This window comes from Alterluteimonas muca, from assembly GCF_021191595.1.
Taxonomy (GTDB): Bacteria; Pseudomonadota; Gammaproteobacteria; order Xanthomonadales; family Xanthomonadaceae; genus Luteimonas; species Luteimonas muca.
The window spans coordinates 484201-508173 of record NZ_JAIWPS010000001.1 but is presented as its reverse complement, the minus strand read 5'-3'; the positions used below and the strand labels follow the sequence as shown (position 1 = coordinate 508173).

Below are 23973 nucleotides of genomic sequence, written 5' to 3'. Positions count from 1 at the left end.
GCACCGCACACCGTGCCGCTGCCTCCCTACTCCGCCAATGGCCCGTCGCGCACGGTGGTGATGATCCTGCCCATCAGTTGGTGCAGCGCATCGCGGTGGCCGCTGCGCGCGGATGCTTCGCTGTCGTCGGAGGTCATTGCCACCGTGAGCCGCAGCGACGGCACGATGTAGAGCATCTGCCCGCCGTAGCCCCAGGCGTAGCGCACCGGTTCGCCGGCGATATCGCGCAGGAACCAGCCGTAGCCATAGGCATCACCGGTGAAGCGCGATGCGGTGCGCGGCTGCCACGAGGCCTCGATCCACTCCGGCGGGACCAGTTGCTGCCCGTCCCTGCTGCGGCCGCCATTGCGGTACAGCTCGCCGAAGGCCAGCAGCGAGCGGGTGCTCATCGCCATGTTGTTGCCGCCGAGATGGATGCCCTGCGGGTCACGGTCCCACGCGGTGATCGCGAAGCCGTGCTGTGGGCCCAGCCACTCGCGCGCGAGATCCAGCGTGCTGCGGCCGGTCGCGCCGGCAAGGATCGCCGACAGCAGGTGCGTGGAGCCGGTGGAATACAGCATCGCGCCGCCCGGCTCGTCCACGAACGGCTGCGCCAGCGCCGAACGCACCCAGTTGCGGCTCGATACCCAGCGCCCGTAGTTCGCGCCGGAGGTGCGGCCCAGCCCCGCCTGCATCGACAGCAGGTGCCCGATGGTCACCTGCGCCAGCCGCGGGTCCGGATCGGGCGGCAGGTCGTCGCGCAGCAGGGGCGCGATCGGCTGGTGGGTGCCTTCGAGCACGCCCCTGTCGATGGCGACGCCGACCAGTGCCGACATCACCGACTTCGATGCGGATTTGATGTTGGTCGGCGTGGCCGGTGGAGCCGCGATAACCGCGCTCGGCAATCACGTCGCCCTCGTGCGCGATGGCCACCGCCTTCAGCGGCTCGATCGCGGAGGCCTGGTCCAGCAGCGCATCGAGTGCGGCGCGCACCGCCGCCGGATCCGCTGCGGGCGGGACGGCTGGCATCGCCGCCTGCACAGGCACCTGCGTCCCACCCGCAGGCGACGGCGGATCGGCTCCGTTGCACGCAGCGGATGCACCCGCGGCACACAGCACCGCCACCTGTACGAGCCGCCTCACCAGCGCCGGAACGTGCGACCGCAACCACCCCCTACCGGCCCTGCCTCGCTTCACTGGAACCATGCCGCGTATCCGCCACCCGTTGCCCGCAGGCGGGCCAGCCTAGCGAAACCTGCTGCGTCGGGGCCGTTATCGCGAGCCGCGCCGGTCACACGTGGGCACGTTGCCAGACCAGGCAGCGGTTGTTCGCCGGCATCGCCACGTCAGCCACGAGGTGCAGCCCTTGGCCCGCGGCCAGCGCAGTGCAGTATTCGAAATCGCGGATGCCCGAGCGCGGATCGCGCGTCTTGAGCCACGCGTCGAACTCACGGTTGCTGTCGCTGGTCCAGGTGCCGCCGTAATTGAACGGCCCGTACGCCACCAACGCACCGCCCACCGCGCCCGCGAGCACCCGCCCCGCGCCGCGGAAGAACGCCTCCACGCCATCCGTGCCCATGATGTGCAGCGTGTTGGCGGTGAACACCGCATCGGCACCGGTCGCGGGCCATGGCCATTGCAGTACATCGAGCGCCAGCGGAGGCGGCGTATTGGGCAGGTGCGCGTCGTCGAGCCAGGCGCGGATGCCCGGAAGGTTGTCCGCGACATCCGAAGCCTGCCAGGTCAGCCACGGCATCGCCGCCGCGAAGTGGACGGCGTGCTGGCCGGTACCGCTGCCGATCTCGAGCACGCTCCTGCGGTCCGCGAAGTGTTCTCGCAGGACCGCGAGGATGGGCTCGCTGTTGCGATCGCAGGCGGGCGCATGGGGTTTGGAAGGGTGCTGGTTCATGCGGCTATCGTGCCGCAGCGCGCCCCGCAAGCAAACGACCGTCGCGCCGCGTTTCTCGAGTAAGAGGCACGGCACGCTGTCGTGGAGAACAGGGCACGCAGAACCGTTCGCGAAGATGCATGGCTGTGGCTCGCTTCTCGTCGGGCAACGCGCACTGACGCACCTGTCATCGATGCGCAACCTCATCGACCGATCATTCACCGCATCGCGACACGCCACCCGTCCGACAGCCGGCAATGCGGCTGCGGAGGCTGTCGAGGGTGATGGACCGGAACCCACGGTCCGGCGGTAGGATCCGCACCCTCCGGTCGTCCGTCAGGCACGAGGACCGTGCCTTATGACGTCGACGCATCCGGTGCCCACTGCGCATGCAACGCACCTCACCAGGGCGTGCCATGCGTGCCGTTCCTTCCCGCCAATCCCGTACCTCATCATGCAGAACGTTGTCCGTAGCGGTTTGAGTGTTTCCATTTCGGTGGCCCTGGCCACCGCTTGCCAGTTCGCGGCGGCGGCAGATCCGGCCGTCGACGGCCGCGACAGCGTCTCCACACTGGAGACGGTCCGCGCTGTCGCCACCTACGGCTACCAGCCGGTCGACACCAAGCGCGATATGCCCGTCATCGTCGACTCGGTGTCCAACGACGATATCGAGGCGCCCACCGGCGACAACTCGATCGCCTCGATGCTGGTCCAGGTGCCGGGCGTCGCGTACCAGGGCGACGGCGACGAGCCGCGTTACATCACCATCCGCGGCATCTCTTCCGACCTCAACGTCACCACGCTCGACGGCCTGACGCTGGCCACCACCGGCGAGAACGGCTCGGGCACGCGGCGCGTCAACCTGCAGCTGGTGCCGAGCGACATCGCCGACCGCGTCGACGTGTACAAGGCCTTCACCGCGGAGCAGGATTCGGCCGCCATCGGCGGCGCGATCGACATCGTCACCCGTTCGGCGTTCACCACGCCCAATCCGTATTTCATGGTGGACGGCTACGGCATCTACTCCTCGTTCGAGGGACCGGCCGGCGAGAATTCCGGAGGCGCCACCAAGTCGCACTGGGGCAAGGGCCTGAAGACCGCTTTTGCTCGCCGCTTTGGCGCCGAAGACCAGTTCGGCATGGTGTTCACCGGCCGCTACCAGGACCGCGTGCGCAACTCCAGCAAGAACTGGCCGGACCAGCGCATCTTCTTCAACGAGGACGGCCGCAGCATCGCCGGCCCCGATCCCGAGCTTGGCTGGGACGGCAGGAACGGCCTGGGCAAGTTCGCGTACGGCGACTACAGCAACGTGATCACCAACAAGGGCGCGTCGCTGAAGCTGGAGTGGCAGCCGTCGATGGACGTGTCCACGTTCCTGATGGGCTACGCCTACAACCGTCGCGAATCGTCGACGATGAATTCCTCCGACATCATCGGCGGCGCTGCCGGCATGACCGACCGCACCGACGACACCGGCCGGGTCAAGGTCAACTACGTGCAGTCGGTGGGCCGCTACAACCAGTGGGACCGCACCGCGAGCGGCCTGATCTCGGGCCTGGACTGGGACATCGGCAACCGCTCGGAGCTTTCTCTCCGCGCCGGCTACACCAGGGAGGAGTTCAAGGACGACGAGTACTGGGCGCGGGTGCGGACCGACGGCAACCACGACCTGTACTTCACCTACAGGATGGACGGCCTGCCGCAGATGACCTCGTTCGACGGCGACCCGTTCGCGAGCACCTACCTGCTCAATGGTTCCAACATCAACTACGCGCGCGCCCAGGAGAACGTGCTGGACCTCCGCGCGGACTACGGTTTCAACGTCGCGCCCGGGGCCTTGGGCTTCGGCTTCAAGACCGGACTGAAGTGGACCCGCCTGCGCATCGGCAAGGACGTGGACAGCCTGCGCCACATGACCGGGATGGACTACACGGACTACATGTACGACCCCGAGTACTCGCACCACGGCAGCAACGGCCTGCGCCTGCCCTGGCTCAATTACGCCCGCTACTGGAGCCAGGGTCAGCCGCCGGAGGATGCATCGGCCTCGGCGCACCACAGCCGCATCGCCGACTACGCCTACCGGGAAGAGATCGCCAACGGCTACCTGTCGCTGCATTACACGACCGACTTCACGCACTACATCCTGGGCCTGCGCCGCGACCACGTGTCCTTCGACGGACGCGCGCCACTCATGGTCGACGGCGTGTTGACCGACGACTTCTCGCTGCCGACGGGCGGCTACTCGTACTGGCTGCCGTCGTTGAACGTGGTCCACGACCTCGGCGAGCGCTGGAAGCTGCGCGGCTCCACCAGCCGCACCATCGGCCGGCCCACGCCGGGCAACATCGTGCAGGCAGAGACCCAGACCTGTGGCGAAGGCGTCACCGGTTGCGTGATCTCGCGCGGCAACCCGGACCTGCGCCCGCGGCGCTCGAAGAATTACGACCTCGCGCTGGAGCGCTACTTCGAGGGTGGCGACGCGCTCGCGGCACTGTCGCTGTTCCGCAAGGACATCGAGGACGACATTTTCACCCTGAGCACGGACTGGGAAGAGGACGGGCTGCTCAACCGCATCCGCCAGCCGCTCAACGCCGAGACCTCGAAGATCCAGGGCGTCGAGCTGGCGCTGGTCAACCGCGCCTTCGGTTTCCACCCGAACCTCGCCGCGTCGTTCAACGTCAGCAAGCTCTCCGGTGAGATGCGTTACGCCACCGACAGTGCAACGCGCGAGATCGACCGGATGATCGCGCAGCCGGACTGGATGGCGAACCTCACCCTGACCTACCGCATCCCGGTGATCGACGGCATGGTGCGACTGTCGGCCAACTACCAGGACGACTACCTGACCGGCGTCGGCGCCACGCAGTGGAACGACAAGTTCCAGCGCGCCCGCACCAACGTCGACCTGTCGATGTGGCACAAGGTGGGCGATCGCTGGACCTTCAAGTACGAGATCGACAACCTGCTGGACGAACCACCGGAATGGTTCCACGGCCGCGACGTGGGCGGCACGCTCTCGCAGCGCGATGAGTACGGCCAGGGCGTCTACTTCCACGCCATCTATTCGCTGAACTGATGCCCGGCGCGGCCGACCCGTCGGTTTGGCCGCGCGCATTGAAGGAACCCCGATGACCACTTCCAACAGCCGCCGCCGGCTGCTCCAGCTGCTGGGCGCCGGTACGGTGGCCAGCCTCACCGCACCATTCCTGCGCGCGTTTGCGCAGGACGTACCGCGCAACCTTCTGGCCAACCCGCGCTTCGACGTCGATCCGTTCCAGCTCGGCGTGGCCTCCGGTGAGCCGTCCTCCGACGGCTTCGTCCTCTGGAGCCGTCTGGCGCCCCGCCCCGTGGAGCAGGGCGGCGGCATGGTGATGCGGCCGACCCCGGTACGCTGGGAAATCGCCGACGACGCGGCGTTCCGGCGTGTGCTCCGCAGCGGCGACGTGCTGGCCCGACCCGAGCTTGCCCATTCGGTGCATGTCGAAATCGAAGGCCTCGCCCCCGGCCGGCCGTACTGGTACCGCTTCATGGCCGGCGATGCCGTCAGCCCGATCGGGCGCAGCGCCACGTTGCCGGCCGCAGACGCCCGCGTGGACCGCGTGCGCTTCGCGGTGGCCGGCTGCCAGCATTTCGGCGAAGGTCACTACACGGCCTGGCGCCACATCGCCGAGGAGCCGCTGGACTTCGTCTTCCATTACGGCGACTACATCTATGAGGGCGCCGACAGCGGCCCGGGCGAACGCCGGCTCAACGGACGTCCGTTCACCGACCTGCGACGACATATCGGCGGCGAGATCTATTCGCTGGACGACTACCGCCGCCGCTACGCCCAGTACCGCGGCGATCGCGACCTGCAGGCCGCACACGCGGCGGCACCGTGGTTCGTCAGCTTCGACGACCATGAGATCGACAACAACTGGGCCGCCGATCGCGACCAGGACGGCACGCCGCCGGAGCTGTTCCTGCTGCGTCGCGCGGCCGGCTTCCAGGCCTTCTACGAACACATGCCGCTGCGGCTGCGTTCGCGCCCCGGCGTGGGTGGCCACATGCAGATGTACCGGCGCGCGGCCTGGGGTGACCTGCTGCAGGCCCACTTCCTCGACACGCGCCAGTACCGCAGCGACCAGATCGACGGCGACCGCGACTTCACCCTGGACAGCCCGGGAGCGCTGCAGGCGCGCGATCCGTCGCGGACCATGCTCGGTCCGCAGCAGGAGGCGTGGCTGCACGCCGGGCTGCGGCCGAACGACGGCAAGCGCTGGCATGTACTGGCGCACCAGGTGGGCATGTCAAACCTGGCGATGCGCTTCGGCGACGATCCGGCGATCAAGTACTCCAGCGACCAGTGGTCGGGCTACCTCGCCGCGCGACGCCGCCTGCTCGGCCATATCGACGACGCGGGAATGAAGAACGTCATCAGCGTCTGCGGCGACGCGCACCGGCACTTCACCAGCGACCTGCTGCACGACGGCGATGACCCCCGCGCCAACGGCAGGGTCGTCGCCAGCGAGTTCCTGGCCACGTCGATCACCTCCGGGTCCGACGGCACCGGCCAGGACAACGATTTCCACCGCCATGTCACCGCCCTCAATCCGCACCTGAAGGCGATGACCGACCGCCGCGGGTACGTCTTGTGCGATGTCGACCGCAACCACTGGCGCGGCGAACTCAAAACGCTGGATCGCGTCATGGTGCCGGACCAGCCGGTGCGGACCTTCGCGAGCTTCGTGGTCGAGAACGGGCATCCGGGACTGCAGCCGGCCTGAGCGGCACGGGGTACACGACAGCCCTGCTCCAGGGACTCGAGCGGCCACGGCCGATCGCCATGGTGATGTGCGCTGCGCCGATGCGGACGCTCGCCAGCGGCCAGGCCGGGATCCTCACCCGGGCACCGGCGGCCCCTTGGCGACCCCATCACGGACAGGGCGTGAACCTGCACCTCCACCCTGCCCCATGGAGAGCGCGATGACCGACACCCGGGAGCTCGAAACCAGGTTCTGGAAAGCCCTGGACAAGGACCGCACCGTAATGCTCGGCGCATCCGGCGTCGAGCCGCGGCCGATGACCGCGATGGCCGAGGACCAGCACGCGCCACTGTGGTTCTTCACCTCGATCGATACCGAGCTTGCGCAGTCGCTGGAAGGCACTGGCGCCGGCCACGCAGCCAGCGCTTCGTTCGTGTCGAAGGACCACGACCTGTTCGCCACCATCACCGGCCAGGTGATGATCGACAACGACCGCGCGGTGATCGACCGCCTGTGGAACCCCTTCGTCGCCGCCTGGTACGAGGACGGCAAGGACGATCCCAAGCTGCGCCTGCTGCGCATGGACGCGGCGGAAGCGCACGTATGGCTCAACGAGAACAGCCTGCTGGCGGGCGTGAAAATGCTGCTTGGCGTGGATCCGAAGAAGGACTACGACGACAAGGTCGGCGACGTGCCGCTGCGCTGACGTGTTCGCGGGCGGCCCGGCCGCCCGCGCCCGATCCGGTGGATGACCCGTTTCAGTCCGCCGGGTTCCCCCGGGGTGCCGGCGTGGCCGCCTCGCGCTCGGCTTTGGACACCACCCGCGGCTCGACGACGGGCCGCGGGGTATCCGCGACGAAGAACGGGTTGTCGCGCTGCCGGCCCGGCAGCTTCGCCGCCAGTACGCCGGCCACGATGCGGGCGACGGTCAGCGCCGTGCGCAACCGGCTCCGCGGCACGATACCCGTCGCGGAACCGGTATTCACTGCCGCCTGCGCCGGACCAAGACTGCCGTCCACGACCGATGGATCCGCCGCGACACAGCCCACCAGCACGCCCGTATAGGGCAGGCGCGGATCACGCGGGGTATTGACCAGTGGCGTGTTGCAGCACGCCGAATGCCAGCGCAGCGGCCCGCGCGGGCTGAGCGTCAGGCAGGTGAGCTGCTCACGGCCCGTGGTGACCCGCAGGCCTGCCGGCTGCATCGCCACGATGTCGCTGCCGCCGCGCGCATCCAGCACGTCCTCGCGTGAGAGCAGCCGCGCATAGGCCTGGCAGTCACGGCAGTAGCACACGACACGGGCATAGGCGTCGCGCGGCTCGAGCGTTCCCTGCAACTGCCCGCAGCTGCACTGGAAGGTCATGGTCATTGGGGCTCCTGCTTATCCGCGCGAGCGGCGCTCCAGCACATAGTCGATCGGTTTATAGCTGAAATTGTTGGATTGCCCGGCCGAGCACGCAGTCATCGCAACCACCATCGGCATCTCCGCGCGCAGGCGGATGAAATCGCCCGGCTGGCTCAGGGGCGGCAGCACCGCCACCTCACCGCTCGTACCGTCCACGGTGACGTTCATGAAAATGTTGAACGCCACCGGGATGCGGTCGATGCCGATGCCATACGGCGCGAGCGCGGCCGCCAGGTTTCCTTCGCAACCGGGCCGGCCCTCGGTTTCGCCGTAGATGATCTCGAACATCCGCTTCGAACACGGGGTCAGGGTGAAGTCGTGGCGTCCGCAGGTGTCTTCGAGGATGGTGAACATCGGGCGGCTGCGGTTGGAGTACAGCACGTCGCCGGTGCTGAGCCAGAGCCTGGATGCATAGTCGATCGACCGGCCCGACGAAAGGTACTCCGCGAGGTCCTCGCGTGCGAAGGCGGTGAGGTCGCTGACCTGCTGGCCCATCGGGTCGATGACGATCAGTTCGTCACCGGCGTCCAGCTCCACGGCGTGGCCGGAGCACGGCGGGATCCGCTGCACCTGCGCATCCAGATGCCATCCGGCCGCGGTCATGCCCGGCTCCTCACGCGGAACGGGCAGGTCCAGCCGGCGTCGACGGCGCGTCCGCTGTACTGGCGGGTTTCGGCCGCGGTGCCGAAGTCGGCCAGGTTCGGGTTGATCGACCCCTGAAGCGCGATGTCGCGCGCGCGCGTCGCCGCCTGCATCTTCGGGTAGCGCCCGTCCGCGCGCAGCCGCTCGAACTGGCGGTGCGAATTGAAGACCAGTGCCGGCCAGGCGAAGCGCCGTGCCAGCCGCGAGGCTCCCGGGTGCAGGCCGATCACGAAGAACGGGTGCCCGGCGAGGCTGAGACTGAAACGCGGGTCATTGGGGTCCCGGCTGACATCGGCCGCCCACGGCGTGCCACGGCGGGCGTCGATCTCGTGCAGGCGCTGCAGCTGCGACCACAGCAGTGCCTCGAACCAGCGCTCGTCGGTGTCCGGCGGCCCGTCGAAGAGGGCGACGAAGGAATGGATGGTGCTGTCGCCGGGGTCCATTGCGTCCACGCGCCGGGCGAACGCCGCAAGGCTATGGAGCAGCGCCACATCGTTGCCGCAGTCACCGAGCCGGCCGAACTCGCAGGTCTCGATCGCACCCCGTGCCAGCGCTGCCTTGGAACCGACGCAGGGAAACGTGGGATCGGCCACGAAGTCGAGAAAGCGGGCGGCGATCGTACCCGTCGCTTCGATGGTCACGGGTACCGGAACTGCCGCTGCATGGGCGGTGCCGCGGGTGGCGCGGGGACAGGAGGTCATGCGGGGACTGGCTCTGCTTTCGCCGGAATTGGCATGAGCCCCAGACTAGGCAGGCGGTAGCGACCGCGATGTGTATTCATCAACATGTCCGGGTGCGCAGCGGCGTGGATTCACAGAGATGAGCGCGCCATCACGCCCCTCCCCCGGCGCGGGTCGACGCCTTACAGTGTTCCGGTGACCTCGCCGCCGCGCGCGACTAACAGTTTCCGTGCGCGCTGCTGTTCGTCCTTCGAGCGCGCGTGCACGAGCACGGTGGTCCGATGCGCGTCGATTGCCGACCGCGCGGCGTCGACGTAGCGGTCGTGGTCGGGACGCATCGCGATCAGCCCGCCCAGCATCAGCCCGCCCACGCCACAGAAGGCGATCGTCACCAGCGCTGCGGTCACCGGCGACTGCACGACGAAGGGCACGGCGATCCACATCATGATCGCGAACGCGATGGCGCCGGCGGCAGCGCCGAACAGGCCCATGCGGATGTGGGCCACGACGATGGTGCGCCAGATGCCGCGCCCTTCCGGCTCGAGCTTGATGGCGGCATCGGGCTCGTCCGGGGTGACCACCTTGACCTGCGTGGGATGCAGGGCGAGTGCCTGCACCAGCCCTGCAGCGGCCTCGCGTGCGGCGGCCGCGGTGTCGAACACGGCGGCCAGCTTGCTGTTGGAGACTTCTCCGGTGAGCGGATGATTGGACATGCGGTAGGCCTCTGGTCGCGATGCCGAATCATTTGCGTGCCGACGTCCCGCAGACGTGAATTACCCCATCCACGCGGTGACCGCGTTCATCGTGGCGGCGTGTGCACCGCGCGAAAAGCGCCTGCGCTCACCGCTCAACGGATCGTCGAATTCCAGCGCGTACGCGAACAGCTGCAGCGGCCGCGCATGGTCGTCGCCGCGGTCATCGAGCACGGGATAGAAGCGGTCGCCCACGATCGGTGCGCCAAGTGCGGCCATGTGCACGCGCAGCTGGTGCTTGCGCCCGGTCACCGGCTCCAGGCGATAGCACCACGCATCGCCGCCACGCGCGTGGACGTCGACGCGCGTCTCGCTGTTGGGCACTCCGTCGGCCTCGCGCATGCGGAAGAACGGTTCGCCGCGCTCCAGCCGGCTGCGGTGCACATGCGGAAACCGCAGCGCAGGCAGCGGCGGCGCGAACGCCCGGTACTCCTTGCGGATCCGGCGCTCGCGGAACAGTGCCTGGTAGGCGGCCCGGCTTGCCGGGTCCGCGGAGAACAGCACCAGCCCGGCAGTGTCACGGTCGATACGGTGCAGGGGCACCAACGCGGGATTGCCGAGGCGCAGCACCAGGCGTGTCAGCAGGGTCTCGCGCACGTAGGAACCCGTGGGCGCGACCGGGAGGAAATGTGGCTTGTCCACCACTACCAGGTGCGCATCGGCATGCAGCAGCGTCTCGACGAACGGGATCGCCGGCTCGTCGGGTACCTCGCGGAAGTACTGGACGTCGGCACCGACGCGGTAGGGCGCGGTCACGTCGATACACGCACCATCGGCATCGAGCACGCGGCCGCGCGCGAAACGCTCCCGCCAGGTGTCGCGCCCCACCTGCGGGAACCGCGCGCACAGCGCATCGAGCACGGTCGCCCATGGGCCGGGTGGCAGCTGCAGGCGACTGGCCGGGACTCCGTCGCGGGTCGCCCGGGCGGTCTGGGACCGGATCGATGGTTTCGTCATCCGGCGAGGATATGGCCGGGCTGCCGCATGTGCAGCCTGTGCGGCGTCGCGCCCCCCGGCTTATGCTCGACGCCTGCCCACCACCCGCAACCCCGATGGCCACGCCCCCGCGCCAGCCCGACAACGCCCGCCTCGACCGCATCGTCGCCGAGGCACGCCGTGATGCCGAACAGCGCGCCAGGGGTTACCGCGAACGCGCGCTCGGCATGTATCCGTGGGTCTGCGGCCGCTGCGCGCGCGCGTTCACCCGCGCCAACCTGACCGAGCTCACGGTGCACCACCGCAACAACAACCACGACGACAACCCGCCGGACGGCAGCAACTGGGAACTGCTGTGCGTGTACTGCCACGACAACGAGCACTCGCGCTACAACGACCACACCGGCGTTGCCGCGGGCCGTGCCGAGGATGCAGTGGCCGCCGCGACGACGCAGCCGTTCGCCGCACTGGGTGCCCTGCTCAAGCGCGACGGCTGAGGTCCTGCCGGGCGCCGCGCGCCCGGCCCCGCGCTGCATGAGCCGCAGGAAGCGCCGGGAATTCGGCTGTTCTTCGCTGCGCATGTGTGTTGCTTGCCGCGTTGCCGACATGATGACGGGGTGAAGTCCAGGACCCCGGCTGGTAGACTGCTCCACATCGCCGCGGCCCCATGCGCGAGCGGCCGTCACGGTCGCACCCGGGGTCGCAAGCTTCCGGCGCAGTCGAACTTCGCGGACTTTCCGCCCCGTCGATGCCTTACGAGGACGTGCCGCCTGCACGTCCGGCGTCAGCCGTTCCTGTGCCGTCATCAGCGCCCCCGGGCGCGTGCACGGAGGAACCGCCCGCCTGTGGACGACGTCCCGTTCTACCAATTGCAGACTTCCACCGCCCTGCTGCTGTTGTTCGCGTTCTATGGCGGCACGTTCCTCATGTCCACGCGCATCGGCCGCCGGCACGAGAACGTCGATGGCTACATGAACGCGAACGGCGCCGTGGGCTTCGGCATCTCCGCCGCCAGCATGACCGCGACATGGATCTGGGCGGCCTCGTTCTACGCGGCGGCCACCTCCGGCTACAAGTACGGCATTTCCGGGCCGATCCACTATGGCCTGTGGGGCGCGCTGATGATCCTCTTCATCTATCCCTTCGGGCGCCGCTTCCGCGAAGTCGCCCCGCACGCGCACACCCTTGCCGAGATCATGCATGCGCGCCACGGGCGCGGCAGCCAGATGATCCTGGCCGGCTCCAACATCGTCGGCAGCATCATCAGCCTGATGGCCAACTTCACCGCCGCCGGTGCCCTAGTGGCGATGCTGTCGCCGCTGGACTTCGTGCACGGCGTGCTGATCGCCGGCCTCGGCACGCTCTCCTACTCGCTGTGGTCGGGCTTCCGCGCCTCGGTGATGACCGATGTCGCCCAGGTCGCGGCGATGCTCGGTGCCGCCGCGCTGATCATCCCACTGGTGTTCTTCAATGCCGGCGGCAGCGACGTGATCGCGCAGGGCTGGGAACGGCTGAGCAGCGAGCAGGCGTCGTTCTTCTCGAAGACCGCCTTCCTCGAACAGGGCGCGCCCTACTTCGTGGCAGTGCTGGCCTATGCGATCGGCAACCAGACCATCGCCCAGCGCCTGTTCGCAGTGCGCGAGGACCTGATCAGGCCGACCTTCCTGGCGGCCACCCTCACCTACGGCGCCACCGTGATCGGGCTGGGCATGCTCGGGGTGATCGCGCTGCTGGTGGGCATGGAGCCAAACGGTGGCGACCACAACAACCTGATCCCGCAGATGGCCTCGAGCTATCTCGGCCCGGTGATGATCGGCGTGTTCTTCATCATGGTCATCGGCTCGTTGTCGTCGACCGCGGACTCCGATCTGTCGGCGCTGTCGGCGATCATGATGACCGACGTCTACGGCAAGAACCTCGCGCGCAAGGGGCGCGTCAACCCGGCGACGATGCTGCTGGTCGGGCGCATCACCATGATCGTGGCCACCACCGCGGGGCTGGTCTTCGCCAGCATGCGCGTGGACATCCTCTCTCTGCTGGTATTCGTGGGAGCACTGTGGGGCTCGATCGTGTTCCCGGTGATCGCAAGCTTCTACTGGGGTCGCATCGACAACCGTGCGTTCACCACATCGGTGCTGGTGTCGCTGGTGGTGTTCACCCTGCTGCGCTTCCAGCTGGTGCCATTGGACGGCCTGCTGGTCATCGTGTTCGAGCTGTTCGCCGCCGTCGGTGCCGGCGTGGTGCTCGGGCTCATGGCATTCGGCTTCTGCGGCAGGCGCGTGGGCCTGGCGGTCGGCGCCGTCGCCGCGGTCGGGCTGGCCCCGTTCATGGTCGGCTTCCTGCGCGACTACGTGGTCCTGCTGAGTTCGCTCAATGCCTACGGCATCAGCACCGTGGTGTGCACCCTCATGAGCATGCGCAACCGCGATTCGTTCGACTTCGACCTCATTGGCGAACGCGTGCGTGCGTTCCAGCAACCGGAGACCACCCCATGAACGTGTATCTGATGACCCTCTACGTGCTGCTGTGGCCGCTGCTGGTGGCGATCATGATGGTGGTGATCGGCCGCGGCGTGCTGAAGGACATCCGGCGCGCGCGGCGCACCGGTGAAGACCTGGTCTGAGGGGCCGGTCCGCGCTGGCGTTGTCGTGCCGTTGTGGCACCGCGGGCGCATACTGGGTGGGCCGACTGCGCCGCAGTCCAGCGCCGATGCGCCGAGGAGAGACGAAATGAGCAAGGGCCTCAACCAGAAGAAAGAGCAGAAGAAGAAACCGGCCAAGACCATGAAGGAGAAGAAGGCCGAGAAGCGCGAGAAGACCGCGACCAAGGGCTTCGCCCCGGTCTGACCGCGCTCCAGCGACGCTCGCGAGGCCCGGCATGTCCGGGCCTTTTCTTTGGTCGTCTCCGATCGGGGGATTCCATCCGAGCGTGGAGGCTCGCGTGCGGAAGCTTTGAACCGGACCAGGCCAGAGCCAGAGCCGGAGCCAGGGCTAGAGCCGGAGCCGGAGCCGGAGCCAGGGCGCCGGAGCCGAGCCAGGGCCAGAGCCGGAGCGCGGGCCGGGTGGGGGCGCGGGCGGCCCGCCGCGGCCACAGGGGGATGCCCAGCCGGATATCTCCGCGTCCTGCTCCCACATCCGGCCGCCGGCCATCCGTGGCCGGCTCTGGACATCCCCCTGCGTCCACGGCGGGCCCGAACCGTCGCTGGGTCCGGACGAAGATCGTCAGGACGAGGAACGCACGCGTGGCCGGTTGCAGGCGAGCGCAGCAACCGCTGCTCTTGACCTCGAATGCCAGAGCTGCCGAATGCACGTGCGTGTCAGCGCGCCGGCGACGCCGGCACAACGGCTGTGGATTTTCGTACCGGAGCCGGCGAATGCCCGGGCCCGTCGCGTGCACCGGGGGGTGTGCTCCCAGCCGGCCATGGATGGCCGGCGGCCGGCCGTGGTAGCCGGACGCGGACTCCGGCCGGGGGAGCGCACCCCCCGGTGCGCGCGACGGGCAGCGCCGCCCGGAACGAAGCACCTCACCGCCACCCGCGACCCGGCACCGGAACCCGGCACCCGGGCTTGCGCCGCCGCCGCATGGAGACGAGCGAGGACGAGGCCACGCTGTGCGCCATCGGGCGCACGGCGGGCACGCCGCACTCCAACCGGGTGAATTCCCCTGGTCAGGAGATGAGCCTTTTTCCTGCGCGACTTCTTTGCGCGACGTGCCGTCGGACCGGCGCAACGTGAACTCCCGCCCCACGCACCCGACGCGTTCGAGCGCGCTTTCGGCGACACTGCACGCCCGTCGCGGGGCCCTGCCCGCGCGACCCATCCCCGGGACCCCGTGAAAACTCCTGCAAGCCTGCTGACGCTGATCGAAGAAGGCGTCATCGATGAAGTGGTGCGACCGCTCAAGAGCGGCAAGGAAGCCGCCGTCTACGTTGTCCGCTCCGGCGGCGAGGTGCGTTGCGCCAAGGTCTACAAGGACATGGCGCACCGCAGTTTCCAGAAGCGCGTGCAGTACCAGGAAGGCCGCAAGTCGCGCGGCAGCCGCGAATCGCGTGCCGTCGCCACCGGCAGCCGTTACGGCCGCCGGCAGCAGGAGGCGGAGTGGAAGAACGCCGAGGTCGACGCGCTGTACCAGCTGCGCGCCGCCGGCGTGCGGGTGCCGGAACCGCACGGGTTCTTCCACGGCGTGCTGGTCATGGAGCTCGTCACCGATGCCGCCGGCTTCTCCGCGCCTCGCCTGGGCGAGGTCGAGCTCACCGCGGAGCAGGCGCGCGAGTTCCACGCGGTGCTGGTGCGCCAGGTGGTGCGGATGCTGTGCTGCGGCCTGATCCATGGCGACCTGTCGGCCTACAACGTGCTGGTCGGGCCCGATGGCCCGGTGCTGATCGATTTCCCGCAGGTGGTCAGCGCTGCCGGCAACAACGCCGCGCGCACGATGCTGCTGCGCGACGTCAACAACCTCACCGCCACCCTCGGTCGCTGGGCGCCGGAACTGCTCGATACCTGGTACGGCGAGGAGATGTGGGCGCTGTTCGAGGCCGGCGCGCTGCAGCCCGACACCGTGCTCACCGGCGAGTTCACGTTCGACGAAGACACCATCGACCTCGACGGCGTGCGCGATGCCATCAACGACGCACGCGAGCTGGCACTGATCCGCCAGCAGGGGCGCGAGGCGCAGGACGAGGACTGATCGCGGCATGACGGTGAAGACAGCCGGATCGAAGCGGCCGGCCCGCAGGTTCCACCCGCGCAACCGCCACCAGGGGCGCTACGACTTCGCGCGGCTGGTGCAGGCGCGGCCCGCATTGGCCCAGCACCTGGTGACCACGCCGCGCGGAGACACCAGCCTCGATTTCAGCGATCCGGCCGCCGTGCGCGAACTCAACCGCGCGCTGCTCCACGTCGACTACGGCATCGCCCACTGGGACCTGCCCGACGGTGCGTTGTGCCCACCGATCCCCGGTCGCGCCGATTACCTGCACGGCCTCGCGGACCTGCTTGCCGACACCGGCGACGGCGCGGTTCCGCGCGGCGCCGGGGTCCGCGTACTCGACATCGGCGTCGGCGCCAGCTGCATCTATCCGCTACTGGGCCATGCCGGGTACGGCTGGCGCTTCGTCGGCACCGACATCGATGCCACCTCGCTGCAGGTGGCCGCGGCGATCGTCCATTCCAACCGCCTGGACCGGGCGATCGCGCTGCGCCACCAGCCGCGCCGCGGGCAGGTGTTCCGCGGGGTGATGCACGACGACGACCGCTTCGACCTGACCCTGTGCAATCCGCCGTTCCACGCTTCCGCGAAGGAGGCCGCGCAGGCCAACCAGCGCAAGCGGCACCAGCTGGCCACGCCGGAGCGGCCTTCGACGACAGCGGCACTGAACTTCGGCGGCCATGACCACGAGCTGTGGGTCGAGGGCGGCGAAGCGGAATTCCTGCGCCGGATGGTGCGCGAAAGCCGCGCCTACGGCGCGCAGGTGCTGTGGTTCAGCAGCCTGGTCGCGAAGTCCGCCCACCTGCCCGGCGTGCGCCGGCAGCTGCGCGAGGCGGGCGCGGTCGAGGTGCGCGAGGTGGCAATGGCCCAGGGCAGCAAGCAGAGCCGGTTCGTGGCGTGGACCTTCCTCGAGGCCGACGAACGCGCGCAGTGGCGGGCGACGCGCCGGTAGGCGACACGCTCAGGCATCGAACAGCGCCGGCCCCGCCTCGCGCATGAAGATGCCCAGCGTCACCGGGCCGACGCCCTTGAACGCAAGCACGCGGCGTTCGAAATCCGCGCGGTCCTGGGCCGCGTCGGCGATGCCGAGGATGCGCCCGTCGTACTCGTCTATCAGCGTCCTGCACAGCAGCGTCAGCCGCTCGGCGGTGGATTCGTCGTAGCGCCGGTAACCGCCCTCGCCCAGCATGCGCACCAGTTCGCGGTGGTTGCAGGCGCACAGCCTGCGGGGCGTGTCGAGCCCGTGCGTCACCACCAGCACGCGCCAGGTCTGCGCCGCCACCGCCTGGGAGATGCGGTTGCCGAACAGGAAGCTGGCAAGGAACCAGCGGAACAGCGACGCCTCGTCGCGCGGCTGCACTTCGAAGCCGAGATCACGGGGCAGCAGTTGACGCAGCATGCATGGGCTCCGGTGGGTGCAACGGTCGGGCGGATTTACGGGGACAATGGAGCCGGCGCGCCGCTGTGGTGCGCGAACGGCCACGGGACCCGGATGCGAACCTTCGTACTCAGAGCACGCGCGGCGCCGACCGACAGCCAGGCCCTGCTGGCCTCGGTCGGCCGCGACGCGCACAGCGAGATCCTCGCGCACACGCTGATGAACGCCGTCTTCGTCGCGCAATCGCACCGCGCCGACGTCATCGTCCACCTGGTGCTCGAAAGCACCCGCGACTACTCGCGCAGCATCCGCTTCGAGGCCAATGCCATGCAGGACATCGGCGGCTTCGACGAGCGCACGCTGCTCGGCCGCATCGCCCATGCGCTGGATGTCTCGCGCGGCATGGCCAAGGAGGAGACCCGCCCGGTGGAGCCCGGCGTCACCGTCAGCACCACCAGCTTCGAGCGGCTGGTACAGGCGCTGTCGGTGGACCACCAACTGTTCCTGATGGACCCGAAGGGCACGCCGATCCGCGGGCAGGTGTTCGCCGACAACCCCTGTTTCCTGCTGACCGACCACATCCCGATGCCGAAGAAGGTCATTCCCGGCCTGGAACGCATGGGCGCGCGGAAACTGGCGCTCGGACCGAGGATGCTGTTCGCATCGCAGTGCGTGGTGCTGATCCACTACGAACTGGACCAGCGCTGACGACCGGCCTCAGCCGCTGGCCTGGCCGCCGCGCACGCGCAGGGTCAGGCCCTTGAGGAAGTTGCGCAGCAGCTGGTCGCCACAGGCGCGGAAGTTGCGGTGCCCGGCCTGGCGGAACAGCGCGGAAAGTTCCGGCTTGGTCACCGGGAAGCCGGCAGCGTCGAAGATCGCATGCATGTCGGCATCGGTCAGTTCGAACGCCACCCGCAGCTTCTTCAGCACCAGGTTGTTGCTGATGCGCTTCTCCACCGGCCGGGGCGGCCGGCCTTCCTCGCGCCCGCGCAGGTGCACGATCAGGCCATCGAGCACGTGCGCCAGCACCTCGTCGCTGCAGGCCACATGGCCGGGCTCGTCCTCCCTGAGCAGCATCGCGCGCACGGTGTCGCGGTCGACGTCGAAGGCGGGGTCGGCGAGCCGGGCGATGTCGATGAGCTTCTGGTCGCCCAGGTCGAGCATGTAGCGGATGCTGCGCAGGACGTCGTTGTTGATCATCGGACCGGCAGGGAGGTGGGGCGCGCAGTCTACCCACTCCGGCTTCGCGCGCGGTGACTACACTTCCGGCGATGCGCAACGGCCGGGACATGCAGGGTGGCGGACACGACGGCGGCGGCCGCGCGACCGCCGTCATCACCGACGACCGCCAGCTGCTGCGCGGCATCCTCGTCCACGACATCCGCCGCGACCTGCGCCGCCACCTCCGGCCGATGCTGGCCTGGTACCTGCTGTTCACCGCGTTCGCGACCATCGCCGCGGCACCACTGACCACCTGGTCGCTGGCAGCGCTGCTGCACTGGGTCGAGGGGCCGCTGGCAGGCGAGCTCAACGACCTTGCCCGCGACCTTCTGGCGCTGGCGTGGCTGGCACTGGCCGGTGCGCTGTCGTGGTACGTGGTGATGCTGCAGCAGGCCGGCATGCTGCTGGTCTCCGCCAGCCGCGGCTGCCGCTACCGCACCGCCGCCGCGGCACTGCTCGGCATGCTGCGCCGCGCACTGCCGCTGGCGGTGCTGGCCGCCCTGCAGGTGTCCGCCCACGCGCTGCTTGCCGTGCCCTGGCTGGTGGTTGGCGGCACCCTGTACTGGCTGCTGCTGGGTGGATACGACCCCTACTTCGTGGTGGCCACGCGGCCGCCGGCACTCTGGGGTTTTCTTGCCGGATTCCTGCCGGTCCTGGTCGCCGGGCTGTTGCTGCACGCCACGCTGTACTTCCGCTGGCTGCTGGCCACGCCCGCGCTGGTGCTGGAAGGCCGTTCACCGGTGGCTGCGCTGGTGCGCAGCCGCGACCTCACCCGCGGCCGGCACCTGCGCATCGCGGTGCTGGTGGTGGGCGTGGCGCTCACCGTCGCTGCGCTGCCGCTGCTGGTGACCGCGCTGTACGACCGCGCGGCGACACCGTTGCTGGACTGGATCCCGCCCCATCGCGTGCTCGCCAACATCGGCATGGTGGTCTACCTGACGCTGTACGCCGCTACCGTGCTCGGCGTGCTGCTGCTGGGCACCACCCTCAACACGTTGCTGGTGCGTGCCCTGTTCCACCGCCTCGGCGGTGCCCGGGGCGGCCGCGCCGTCGATGCCACGCCCGCCCACCCCGGGCGTTTCGTATGGGGCGCGGAAGCGGCGTTCCTGGTGGTGGCGCTGGTGCAGGCGTCGCTGGCGGTGGCCAGCATGAACCTGCGCAACGAGGTGACCGTGACCGCGCACCGCGGTGCATCCACCGTGGCGCCGGAGAACACCCTCGCCGCGTTCCAGGCGGCGGTCGATGCCGGCGCCGATGCGATCGAGTTCGATGTGCGCCTGAGTGCGGATGGCGAGGTGGTGGTGTTCCACGACAGCGACTTCCGTCGCGTGGCCGACGACCCGCGTGCGGTGGAGGACCTGCCGTTGGCCGCAATGCGCGACATCGACATCGGCAGCTGGTTCGACCCGGCTTTCCACGGTGAACGCATCGCGACGCTTGGCGAAGCGCTCGCCTTCATCGACGGCCGCGCGCTTGCCCTGGTCGAGCTGAAGCCAGACGCGCACAACGCGCAGGCGCTGCTCGATGCGACCCTGCGGGAAATCGGGCGTGGCGGCCGGGACGACGTGGTCATGCTGGCCTCGCTGTCGCCAGAGCTCGTGCGCGCGGCCCGCGAGACATCTCCGGAAGTGCAGCTCGCGCTGTTCGCCACCGCCGCGCTGCCCGGTGCCGCGCGACGCACCGACTTCGACATGCTCGGCCTCAACCACCTGCAGATCGATACTGCTGCGGTGGCCGATGCCCGCCGCCGCGGCTACCTGCTGCAGGCATGGACGGTGAACGACCCGGAACGCATGGCCCGCTACATGGACCTGGGCGTCAACGACATCAGCACCGACGTCCCGGCCGAAGCGGTGCGCGTGCGTGCCGGGCGCGCAGCCCTGGGCGACGTGGAACTGCTGTTGGCGCGCCTGCACAGCTGGTTCCGGCGTTGAGGCAGGCGGCTACCGCTGCCGGCGCGCCGGTGGCCGGTCAGAGATCGAAGTGGCAGAGCGTGACCGCCTCGTCCTCGCGGATTCCCGGGTAGTGGATCCGCAGCACCGCGAGCAGACCTGCCGGCGTGCGGCAGGCGGGGTCGTGCTCGAACCTCAGCGCGTCCGCATCGATGTCGCGCAACAGCCGCACCGCGGTCTCGAGGCACACCGGCGGCGACAGGCTGCCGTCGCCCAGCCGCAGACGGGCGAACGGCACACCATGCCAGCGGGTGCCGCGCCGCACCGTGGTGTTGCGGCCGGCAAGGAACACCGGATGCGCGAATTCCAGTATCGGAGGTGACCCGGCCATCGACGCAGGATAGCCGGCGCGGGTGCGGCACCACGACCCCGCAAGGTGACGGCCGGTACACTGCGCGGCCCGATCCACGGCAGCCTTCCATGTCCGACCCCGTACGCCTGGCCAGACGCGTCATCGAACTGACCGGGTGTTCCCGCGCCGACGCCGAGCAGTACATCAAGGGCGGCTGGGTCTCGGTCGACGGTGCAGTGGTCGAGGATCCGGCGTTCCGGGTGACCACCGAAGCCATCGAGGTCGACCCCGCCGCGCAACTGGCCGCGGCGGAGCCGGCGACCATCCTGCTGCACAAGCCGGCCGGCTACGACACCATCAGCGGCCCGCAGCCCGCTGCTCCGCTGGTGCAGCCGGACACACGCTGGCCGGAGGATCCATCCGGCGTGCGCATGCTGCAGCGCCACTTCCACCGCCTGACCCCGCTGGTGCCGCTGGATGCCGAAGCCAGCGGGCTGATGGTGCTTACCCAGGACGGCCGCGTGTGGCGCCGCCTCACCGAGGACCGCGACGGGATCGAACAGGAATACATCGTCGAGGTCAGCGGCGAACTGTCGCCATGGGGCCTCGCACGCCTCAACCACGGCCTGGAATACGGCGGCCGCGCGATCCCGCGCTGCAAGGTGAGCTGGCAGAACGAGATCCGCCTGCGTTTCGCGCTCAAGGGCGTGCAGGGCGGGCAGCTGCGCCACATGTGCGCGGAGGTCGGCCTGGAGGTGGTGGCGATCCGCCGCATCCGCATCGGCAGGATCGCGCTGGCGAAGATGCCCGTGGGCACGTGGCGCTACCTGCCGGTGGGCGAGCGCTTCTGAGCAACATCCGGTAACGGCCTGGCCGATGCAGGCACCCCGCTTCGGGAATGCCTGCGCCTGGAACCTGTGCGGGGGCGCTCAGCCCTGTTCCATCGTCGGGTAATCGGTATAACCGCGCTCGGCGCCGCCGTAGAAGGTCGAGGGGTCCGGCTCGTTGAGCGTGGCACCGGCGCGGAAGCGTTCGACCAGGTCCGGATTGGCAATGAATGGCCGCCCGAACGCCACGGCATCGGCGACGCCCGATGCGATCAGCGCATCCGCGGTCCGGGCCGTATAGCCGCCGCAGAAGACCAGCACACCCTGGAAAGCCTCGCGCAATGCGCGGCGGAACGCCTCGTCCAGCTTCGGGCCACCGGCCCAGTCCGGCTCGGCGATATGCAGGTAGGCGAGGCCGCGGCGGCTGAACTCCCGCGCCAGGTACAGCGCGCTTTGCTCCGGCTCCGCGTCGGCGATGCCATGCCCGCTGAAATACGGCGACAGGCGCACGCCCACGCGGCCCGCACCGAGCGCGTCCACCACCGCATCCACCACCTCCAGCACGATCCGCGCACGGTTCTCGAGCGACCCGCCGTAACGATCACTGCGGGTGTTGCTGTTGGTCGACAGGAACTGCTGCAGCAGATAGCCGTTGGCGGCATGCACCTCCACCATGTCGAAACCGGCACGGTCGGCGCGTTGCGCGGCACTCGCATAATCGGCCACCACACCGGCGATCTCGTCGGTTTCCAGCGCACGGGGCACCGCCGTGGGCACGTTGCCCGGGGTGCCGTCCTCCTGCACCACGAAGGCACTCGCGCCTTCCGCGGCGATCGCTGAAGGCGCAACCGGGGTCGCGCCATCCACCTGCGCCAGCGGGTGCGAGATGCGACCGACGTGCCACAGCTGCGCGGCGATGCGTCCGCCCCTGGCATGCACGGCATCCGTCACCTGCTTCCAGCCGGCTTCCTGCGCGTCGCTGTAGATGCCCGGCGTCCACGCATAGCCCTGGCCCTGTGGGGAGATCTGCGTCGCTTCCGAGACGATCAGCCCGGCGCTGGCGCGCTGCGCGTAGTACGTGGCGTTGAGTGGCGTGGGCACGTCGCCGGGCTGGCCCGCGCGCGAACGCGTCAGTGGCGCCATGACCACGCGGTTGGGAAGGGTGAGCGAACCGGCCTGGACCGGCGACAGCAGGTGCGAATGCATGACAACTCCGTGAGCGTGGGGACGGACCCTTGATGGGTGCGGCCGGCAAGGATCGCAACCTGCCCTGTGCGACGGCGACGCCGCGTGAGCCGCGCGTGCCATGCGCATGGGAACCGGGCGATGCACGTTTTTCCGGTGGCGGCGCGCGGTGCACGCTTCACGTAAGGCCCGCGCGGCGGATGCGATGGTGGCGGAAACCTTCGCAACCAGAGGAGCCGCCCAGTGATCATCCAGTTGAACACCGACAACCATATCGACGGCACCGATGCGCTGGAGACGCATATCAACGGCATGCTCGAGCAGCATCTCGGGCGGTTCTTCCCGCGCCTGAGCCGGATCGAGGTGTTCATCTCCGACACCAACTCGATCAAGGGCGGCCAGGACAAGCGCTGTGCGATCGAAGTGCGTATGCAGAATGACGACCCGATAGCGGCCAGCCACGAAGAGCAGGACATCGACCGTGCCGTGCGCGGCGCCTGCGACAAGCTCAAGGGGTTGCTGGATTCGCGCATCGAGAAGGAACGCGGTTACTGAGGCACCGCGCTTGCCGATACCGGCGGGCGCGCCGTGCGCGCGCCTGCCGCGCACCTTGCCGGTTACCCGTGTCGGGCGCGATGGCGCTCCAGCGTGCGGGACACGCGCGCCAGCGCCGCATGCACTTCCTCCCTGAAGCCGCCCGCTGGAAGTGTCCGCACGGCCGAGTGCGCGGCGCACACGATCCGGGTATCGGCCCACTCCACCGCCAGGCGCCGGGCCCACGCCGCGTAGGCATCCGCGGCACCCGCGGTCTGCTTCAGCCCACGCGCAAGCATCGGGTGCATGCGTAGCGACGACTGTGGAAGCACACCGCGCAGGAGTCCCGGCGCTGCCATCACATTGAAGGTGTCGTCGACATGGACGATGCCTTCGCTTCGGTGTCGCACCAGCACCGAGGCCACGTGCACGCGCTCGTCCGGGCAGACGAAGTCGACGCCATCGGGCACTGAAAGATCGAACACGTCCGCCAGCGGGTGGTCGCCACCCCATTCCTCCACCGGCGTGCCGGCCCACGGCAGCGACGGTGCCTTGCGGCGATGCCGCGCGGTGCCATACAGGGTTGCCGCCGGGAACAGCCGGTGCGTGGCTTCCACATGCAGGGTGTGGAACGGGTGCACATGCACCACCGCACCCACCAGCGCGCCGTCGCCGGTCAGTGCCATCAGCGCCCTGCGTTGCGGCTCATCGAGTGCGCAGCCATCGATCACCACGTATCGGCCGTCCGGCCGCCGCACGATCGACATATGCGTGCCGATATCGAGCACGCCGCCCACCCGGTACACCCCGCGGAGATTCCAGAACGTTTCGGCCAGCTGCTTCATC

The 23973-nt window shown here is 69.1% G+C and carries 24 protein-coding genes; 12 read left to right on the top strand and 12 right to left on the bottom strand.

Annotated features, from left to right (window positions below; all coding sequences use genetic code 11):
• Positions 1–26 precede the first annotated feature (26 nt).
• Positions 27–884, bottom strand: coding sequence for a serine hydrolase domain-containing protein (locus LDO11_RS02230; RefSeq protein WP_255683145.1), 858 nt, complete (start codon positions 882–884; stop codon positions 27–29).
• A gap of 386 nt (positions 885–1270) precedes the next feature.
• Positions 1271–1888 carry a DUF938 domain-containing protein gene (locus LDO11_RS02225; protein ID WP_232140163.1) on the bottom strand — a complete coding sequence of 206 codons (618 nt, stop codon included), beginning with the start codon at positions 1886–1888 and terminating at the stop codon, positions 1271–1273.
• A gap of 457 nt (positions 1889–2345) precedes the next feature.
• Here LDO11_RS02225 and LDO11_RS02220 point away from each other — a divergent pair, with 457 nt between their 5' ends.
• The 3 genes from LDO11_RS02220 (at position 2346) to LDO11_RS02210 (ending at position 7321) form a co-directional block, all read left to right on the top strand.
• A complete protein-coding gene (locus LDO11_RS02220; protein WP_232140162.1) occupies positions 2346–4946 on the top strand; it encodes a TonB-dependent receptor in 2601 nt (866 codons plus the stop codon).
• A 52-nt stretch (positions 4947–4998) separates the two neighbouring features.
• A complete protein-coding gene (locus tag LDO11_RS02215; RefSeq protein WP_232140161.1) occupies positions 4999–6636 on the top strand; it encodes an alkaline phosphatase D family protein in 1638 nt (545 codons plus the stop codon).
• Between the two features lie 199 nt (positions 6637–6835).
• Positions 6836–7321: a pyridoxamine 5'-phosphate oxidase family protein gene (locus tag LDO11_RS02210; RefSeq protein WP_232140160.1), complete on the top strand. Its 486-nt coding sequence runs from the start codon at positions 6836–6838 to the stop codon at positions 7319–7321.
• Between the two features lie 52 nt (positions 7322–7373).
• On the opposite strand, the gene LDO11_RS02205 is transcribed toward LDO11_RS02210, so the two are convergent.
• The 5 genes from LDO11_RS02205 to LDO11_RS02185 all read right to left on the bottom strand — a co-directional run bounded on the left by LDO11_RS02205 (position 7374) and on the right by LDO11_RS02185 (position 11052).
• Positions 7374–7985, bottom strand: a complete 612-nt coding sequence (locus LDO11_RS02205; RefSeq protein ID WP_232140159.1) for a DUF6151 family protein — start codon at positions 7983–7985, stop codon at positions 7374–7376.
• A gap of 12 nt (positions 7986–7997) precedes the next feature.
• On the bottom strand, positions 7998–8624 hold the full coding sequence (locus LDO11_RS02200) for a DUF1989 domain-containing protein (protein ID WP_129135714.1): 627 nt from the start codon (positions 8622–8624) through the stop codon (positions 7998–8000).
• Positions 8621–9304: a guanitoxin biosynthesis heme-dependent pre-guanitoxin N-hydroxylase GntA gene (gntA, locus tag LDO11_RS02195; RefSeq protein ID WP_232140158.1), complete on the bottom strand. Its 684-nt coding sequence runs from the start codon at positions 9302–9304 to the stop codon at positions 8621–8623. The genes LDO11_RS02200 and gntA overlap by 4 nt, the downstream gene beginning before the upstream one ends.
• Before the next feature lie 221 nt (positions 9305–9525).
• Positions 9526–10056: a hypothetical protein gene (locus LDO11_RS02190; RefSeq protein ID WP_232140157.1), complete on the bottom strand. Its 531-nt coding sequence runs from the start codon at positions 10054–10056 to the stop codon at positions 9526–9528.
• Positions 10057–10116: 60 nt separating this feature from the next.
• On the bottom strand, positions 10117–11052 hold the full coding sequence (locus LDO11_RS02185) for a pseudouridine synthase (protein ID WP_232140156.1): 936 nt from the start codon (positions 11050–11052) through the stop codon (positions 10117–10119).
• A gap of 95 nt (positions 11053–11147) precedes the next feature.
• Between LDO11_RS02185 and LDO11_RS02180 the strand changes: the two genes are divergently transcribed.
• The 5 genes from LDO11_RS02180 (at position 11148) to rlmF (ending at position 16690) form a co-directional block, all read left to right on the top strand.
• On the top strand, positions 11148–11528 hold the full coding sequence (locus LDO11_RS02180) for a YajD family HNH nuclease (protein WP_232140155.1): 381 nt from the start codon (positions 11148–11150) through the stop codon (positions 11526–11528).
• A gap of 348 nt (positions 11529–11876) precedes the next feature.
• Positions 11877–13526: a sodium:solute symporter family protein gene (locus LDO11_RS02175; protein ID WP_232140154.1), complete on the top strand. Its 1650-nt coding sequence runs from the start codon at positions 11877–11879 to the stop codon at positions 13524–13526.
• Positions 13523–13654: a putative transporter small subunit gene (locus tag LDO11_RS02170; RefSeq protein WP_232140152.1), complete on the top strand. Its 132-nt coding sequence runs from the start codon at positions 13523–13525 to the stop codon at positions 13652–13654. Before LDO11_RS02175 ends, LDO11_RS02170 begins: the two co-directional genes overlap by 4 nt.
• A 1208-nt stretch (positions 13655–14862) precedes the next feature.
• The gene (locus LDO11_RS02165) at positions 14863–15717 is read left to right on the top strand and encodes a PA4780 family RIO1-like protein kinase (RefSeq protein ID WP_232140150.1); all 855 of its coding nucleotides are present in this window, start codon (positions 14863–14865) and stop codon (positions 15715–15717) included.
• A 7-nt stretch (positions 15718–15724) separates the two neighbouring features.
• On the top strand, positions 15725–16690 hold the full coding sequence (rlmF, locus tag LDO11_RS02160) for a 23S rRNA (adenine(1618)-N(6))-methyltransferase RlmF (RefSeq protein WP_232140148.1): 966 nt from the start codon (positions 15725–15727) through the stop codon (positions 16688–16690).
• Between the two features lie 9 nt (positions 16691–16699).
• Here rlmF and LDO11_RS02155 read toward each other — a convergent pair whose 3' ends face one another.
• Positions 16700–17137 carry an HhH-GDP family DNA glycosylase gene (locus LDO11_RS02155; RefSeq protein ID WP_232140146.1) on the bottom strand — a complete coding sequence of 146 codons (438 nt, stop codon included), beginning with the start codon at positions 17135–17137 and terminating at the stop codon, positions 16700–16702.
• A 93-nt stretch (positions 17138–17230) separates the two neighbouring features.
• Between LDO11_RS02155 and trmY the strand changes: the two genes are divergently transcribed.
• A complete protein-coding gene (trmY, locus tag LDO11_RS02150; RefSeq protein ID WP_129135705.1) occupies positions 17231–17824 on the top strand; it encodes a tRNA (pseudouridine(54)-N(1))-methyltransferase TrmY in 594 nt (197 codons plus the stop codon).
• A 9-nt stretch (positions 17825–17833) separates the two neighbouring features.
• Here the strand turns inward: trmY and LDO11_RS02145 are convergent, their stop codons facing one another.
• Complete coding sequence (locus LDO11_RS02145; protein WP_232140143.1) at positions 17834–18316, bottom strand: YehS family protein; 483 nt, start codon at positions 18314–18316, stop codon at positions 17834–17836.
• Between the two features lie 71 nt (positions 18317–18387).
• On the opposite strand from LDO11_RS02145, the gene LDO11_RS02140 reads away from it, so the two are divergent.
• Positions 18388–20271 carry a glycerophosphodiester phosphodiesterase gene (locus LDO11_RS02140; RefSeq protein ID WP_232140141.1) on the top strand — a complete coding sequence of 628 codons (1884 nt, stop codon included), beginning with the start codon at positions 18388–18390 and terminating at the stop codon, positions 20269–20271.
• A 37-nt stretch (positions 20272–20308) separates the two neighbouring features.
• Here LDO11_RS02140 and LDO11_RS02135 read toward each other — a convergent pair whose 3' ends face one another.
• Positions 20309–20620, bottom strand: a complete 312-nt coding sequence (locus LDO11_RS02135) for an ASCH domain-containing protein (protein WP_129135702.1) — start codon at positions 20618–20620, stop codon at positions 20309–20311.
• Positions 20621–20709: 89 nt separating this feature from the next.
• Here LDO11_RS02135 and LDO11_RS02130 point away from each other — a divergent pair, with 89 nt between their 5' ends.
• Positions 20710–21432, top strand: coding sequence for an rRNA pseudouridine synthase (locus LDO11_RS02130; RefSeq protein ID WP_232140139.1), 723 nt, complete (start codon positions 20710–20712; stop codon positions 21430–21432).
• A 78-nt stretch (positions 21433–21510) separates the two neighbouring features.
• Here LDO11_RS02130 and LDO11_RS02125 read toward each other — a convergent pair whose 3' ends face one another.
• Positions 21511–22614, bottom strand: coding sequence for an alkene reductase (locus tag LDO11_RS02125; RefSeq protein ID WP_232140136.1), 1104 nt, complete (start codon positions 22612–22614; stop codon positions 21511–21513).
• 222 nt (positions 22615–22836) lie between these two features.
• On the opposite strand from LDO11_RS02125, the gene LDO11_RS02120 reads away from it, so the two are divergent.
• The gene (locus LDO11_RS02120) at positions 22837–23148 is read left to right on the top strand and encodes an HPF/RaiA family ribosome-associated protein (protein ID WP_129135699.1); all 312 of its coding nucleotides are present in this window, start codon (positions 22837–22839) and stop codon (positions 23146–23148) included.
• 62 nt (positions 23149–23210) lie between these two features.
• Here LDO11_RS02120 and LDO11_RS02115 read toward each other — a convergent pair whose 3' ends face one another.
• Complete coding sequence (locus tag LDO11_RS02115) at positions 23211–23972, bottom strand: hypothetical protein (RefSeq protein ID WP_232140133.1); 762 nt, start codon at positions 23970–23972, stop codon at positions 23211–23213.
• Between the last annotated feature and the right edge of the window lies 1 nt (position 23973).

What these genes read in the sequence shown, in the direction of transcription:
- LDO11_RS02210 (WP_232140160.1), top strand. Translation starts at nt 6,836, where the DNA reads ATGACCGACACCCGGGAGCTCGAAACCAGGTTCTGGAAAGCCCTGGAC.
- trmY (WP_129135705.1), top strand. Translation starts at nt 17,231, where the DNA reads ATGCGAACCTTCGTACTCAGAGCACGCGCGGCGCCGACCGACAGCCAG.
- LDO11_RS02145 (WP_232140143.1), bottom strand. Translation starts at nt 18,316, where the DNA reads ATGATCAACAACGACGTCCTGCGCAGCATCCGCTACATGCTCGACCTG.
- LDO11_RS02200 (WP_129135714.1), bottom strand. Translation starts at nt 8,624, where the DNA reads ATGACCGCGGCCGGATGGCATCTGGATGCGCAGGTGCAGCGGATCCCG.
- LDO11_RS02185 (WP_232140156.1), bottom strand. Translation starts at nt 11,052, where the DNA reads ATGACGAAACCATCGATCCGGTCCCAGACCGCCCGGGCGACCCGCGAC.
- LDO11_RS02130 (WP_232140139.1), top strand. Translation starts at nt 20,710, where the DNA reads ATGTCCGACCCCGTACGCCTGGCCAGACGCGTCATCGAACTGACCGGG.
- LDO11_RS02190 (WP_232140157.1), bottom strand. Translation starts at nt 10,056, where the DNA reads ATGTCCAATCATCCGCTCACCGGAGAAGTCTCCAACAGCAAGCTGGCC.
- LDO11_RS02225 (WP_232140163.1), bottom strand. Translation starts at nt 1,888, where the DNA reads ATGAACCAGCACCCTTCCAAACCCCATGCGCCCGCCTGCGATCGCAAC.
- LDO11_RS02215 (WP_232140161.1), top strand. Translation starts at nt 4,999, where the DNA reads ATGACCACTTCCAACAGCCGCCGCCGGCTGCTCCAGCTGCTGGGCGCC.
- LDO11_RS02180 (WP_232140155.1), top strand. Translation starts at nt 11,148, where the DNA reads ATGGCCACGCCCCCGCGCCAGCCCGACAACGCCCGCCTCGACCGCATC.
- LDO11_RS02140 (WP_232140141.1), top strand. Translation starts at nt 18,388, where the DNA reads ATGCGCAACGGCCGGGACATGCAGGGTGGCGGACACGACGGCGGCGGC.
- LDO11_RS02135 (WP_129135702.1), bottom strand. Translation starts at nt 20,620, where the DNA reads ATGGCCGGGTCACCTCCGATACTGGAATTCGCGCATCCGGTGTTCCTT.
- rlmF (WP_232140148.1), top strand. Translation starts at nt 15,725, where the DNA reads ATGACGGTGAAGACAGCCGGATCGAAGCGGCCGGCCCGCAGGTTCCAC.
- LDO11_RS02205 (WP_232140159.1), bottom strand. Translation starts at nt 7,985, where the DNA reads ATGACCATGACCTTCCAGTGCAGCTGCGGGCAGTTGCAGGGAACGCTC.
- LDO11_RS02170 (WP_232140152.1), top strand. Translation starts at nt 13,523, where the DNA reads ATGAACGTGTATCTGATGACCCTCTACGTGCTGCTGTGGCCGCTGCTG.
- LDO11_RS02115 (WP_232140133.1), bottom strand. Translation starts at nt 23,972, where the DNA reads ATGAAGCAGCTGGCCGAAACGTTCTGGAATCTCCGCGGGGTGTACCGG.
- LDO11_RS02125 (WP_232140136.1), bottom strand. Translation starts at nt 22,614, where the DNA reads ATGCATTCGCACCTGCTGTCGCCGGTCCAGGCCGGTTCGCTCACCCTT.
- LDO11_RS02155 (WP_232140146.1), bottom strand. Translation starts at nt 17,137, where the DNA reads ATGCTGCGTCAACTGCTGCCCCGTGATCTCGGCTTCGAAGTGCAGCCG.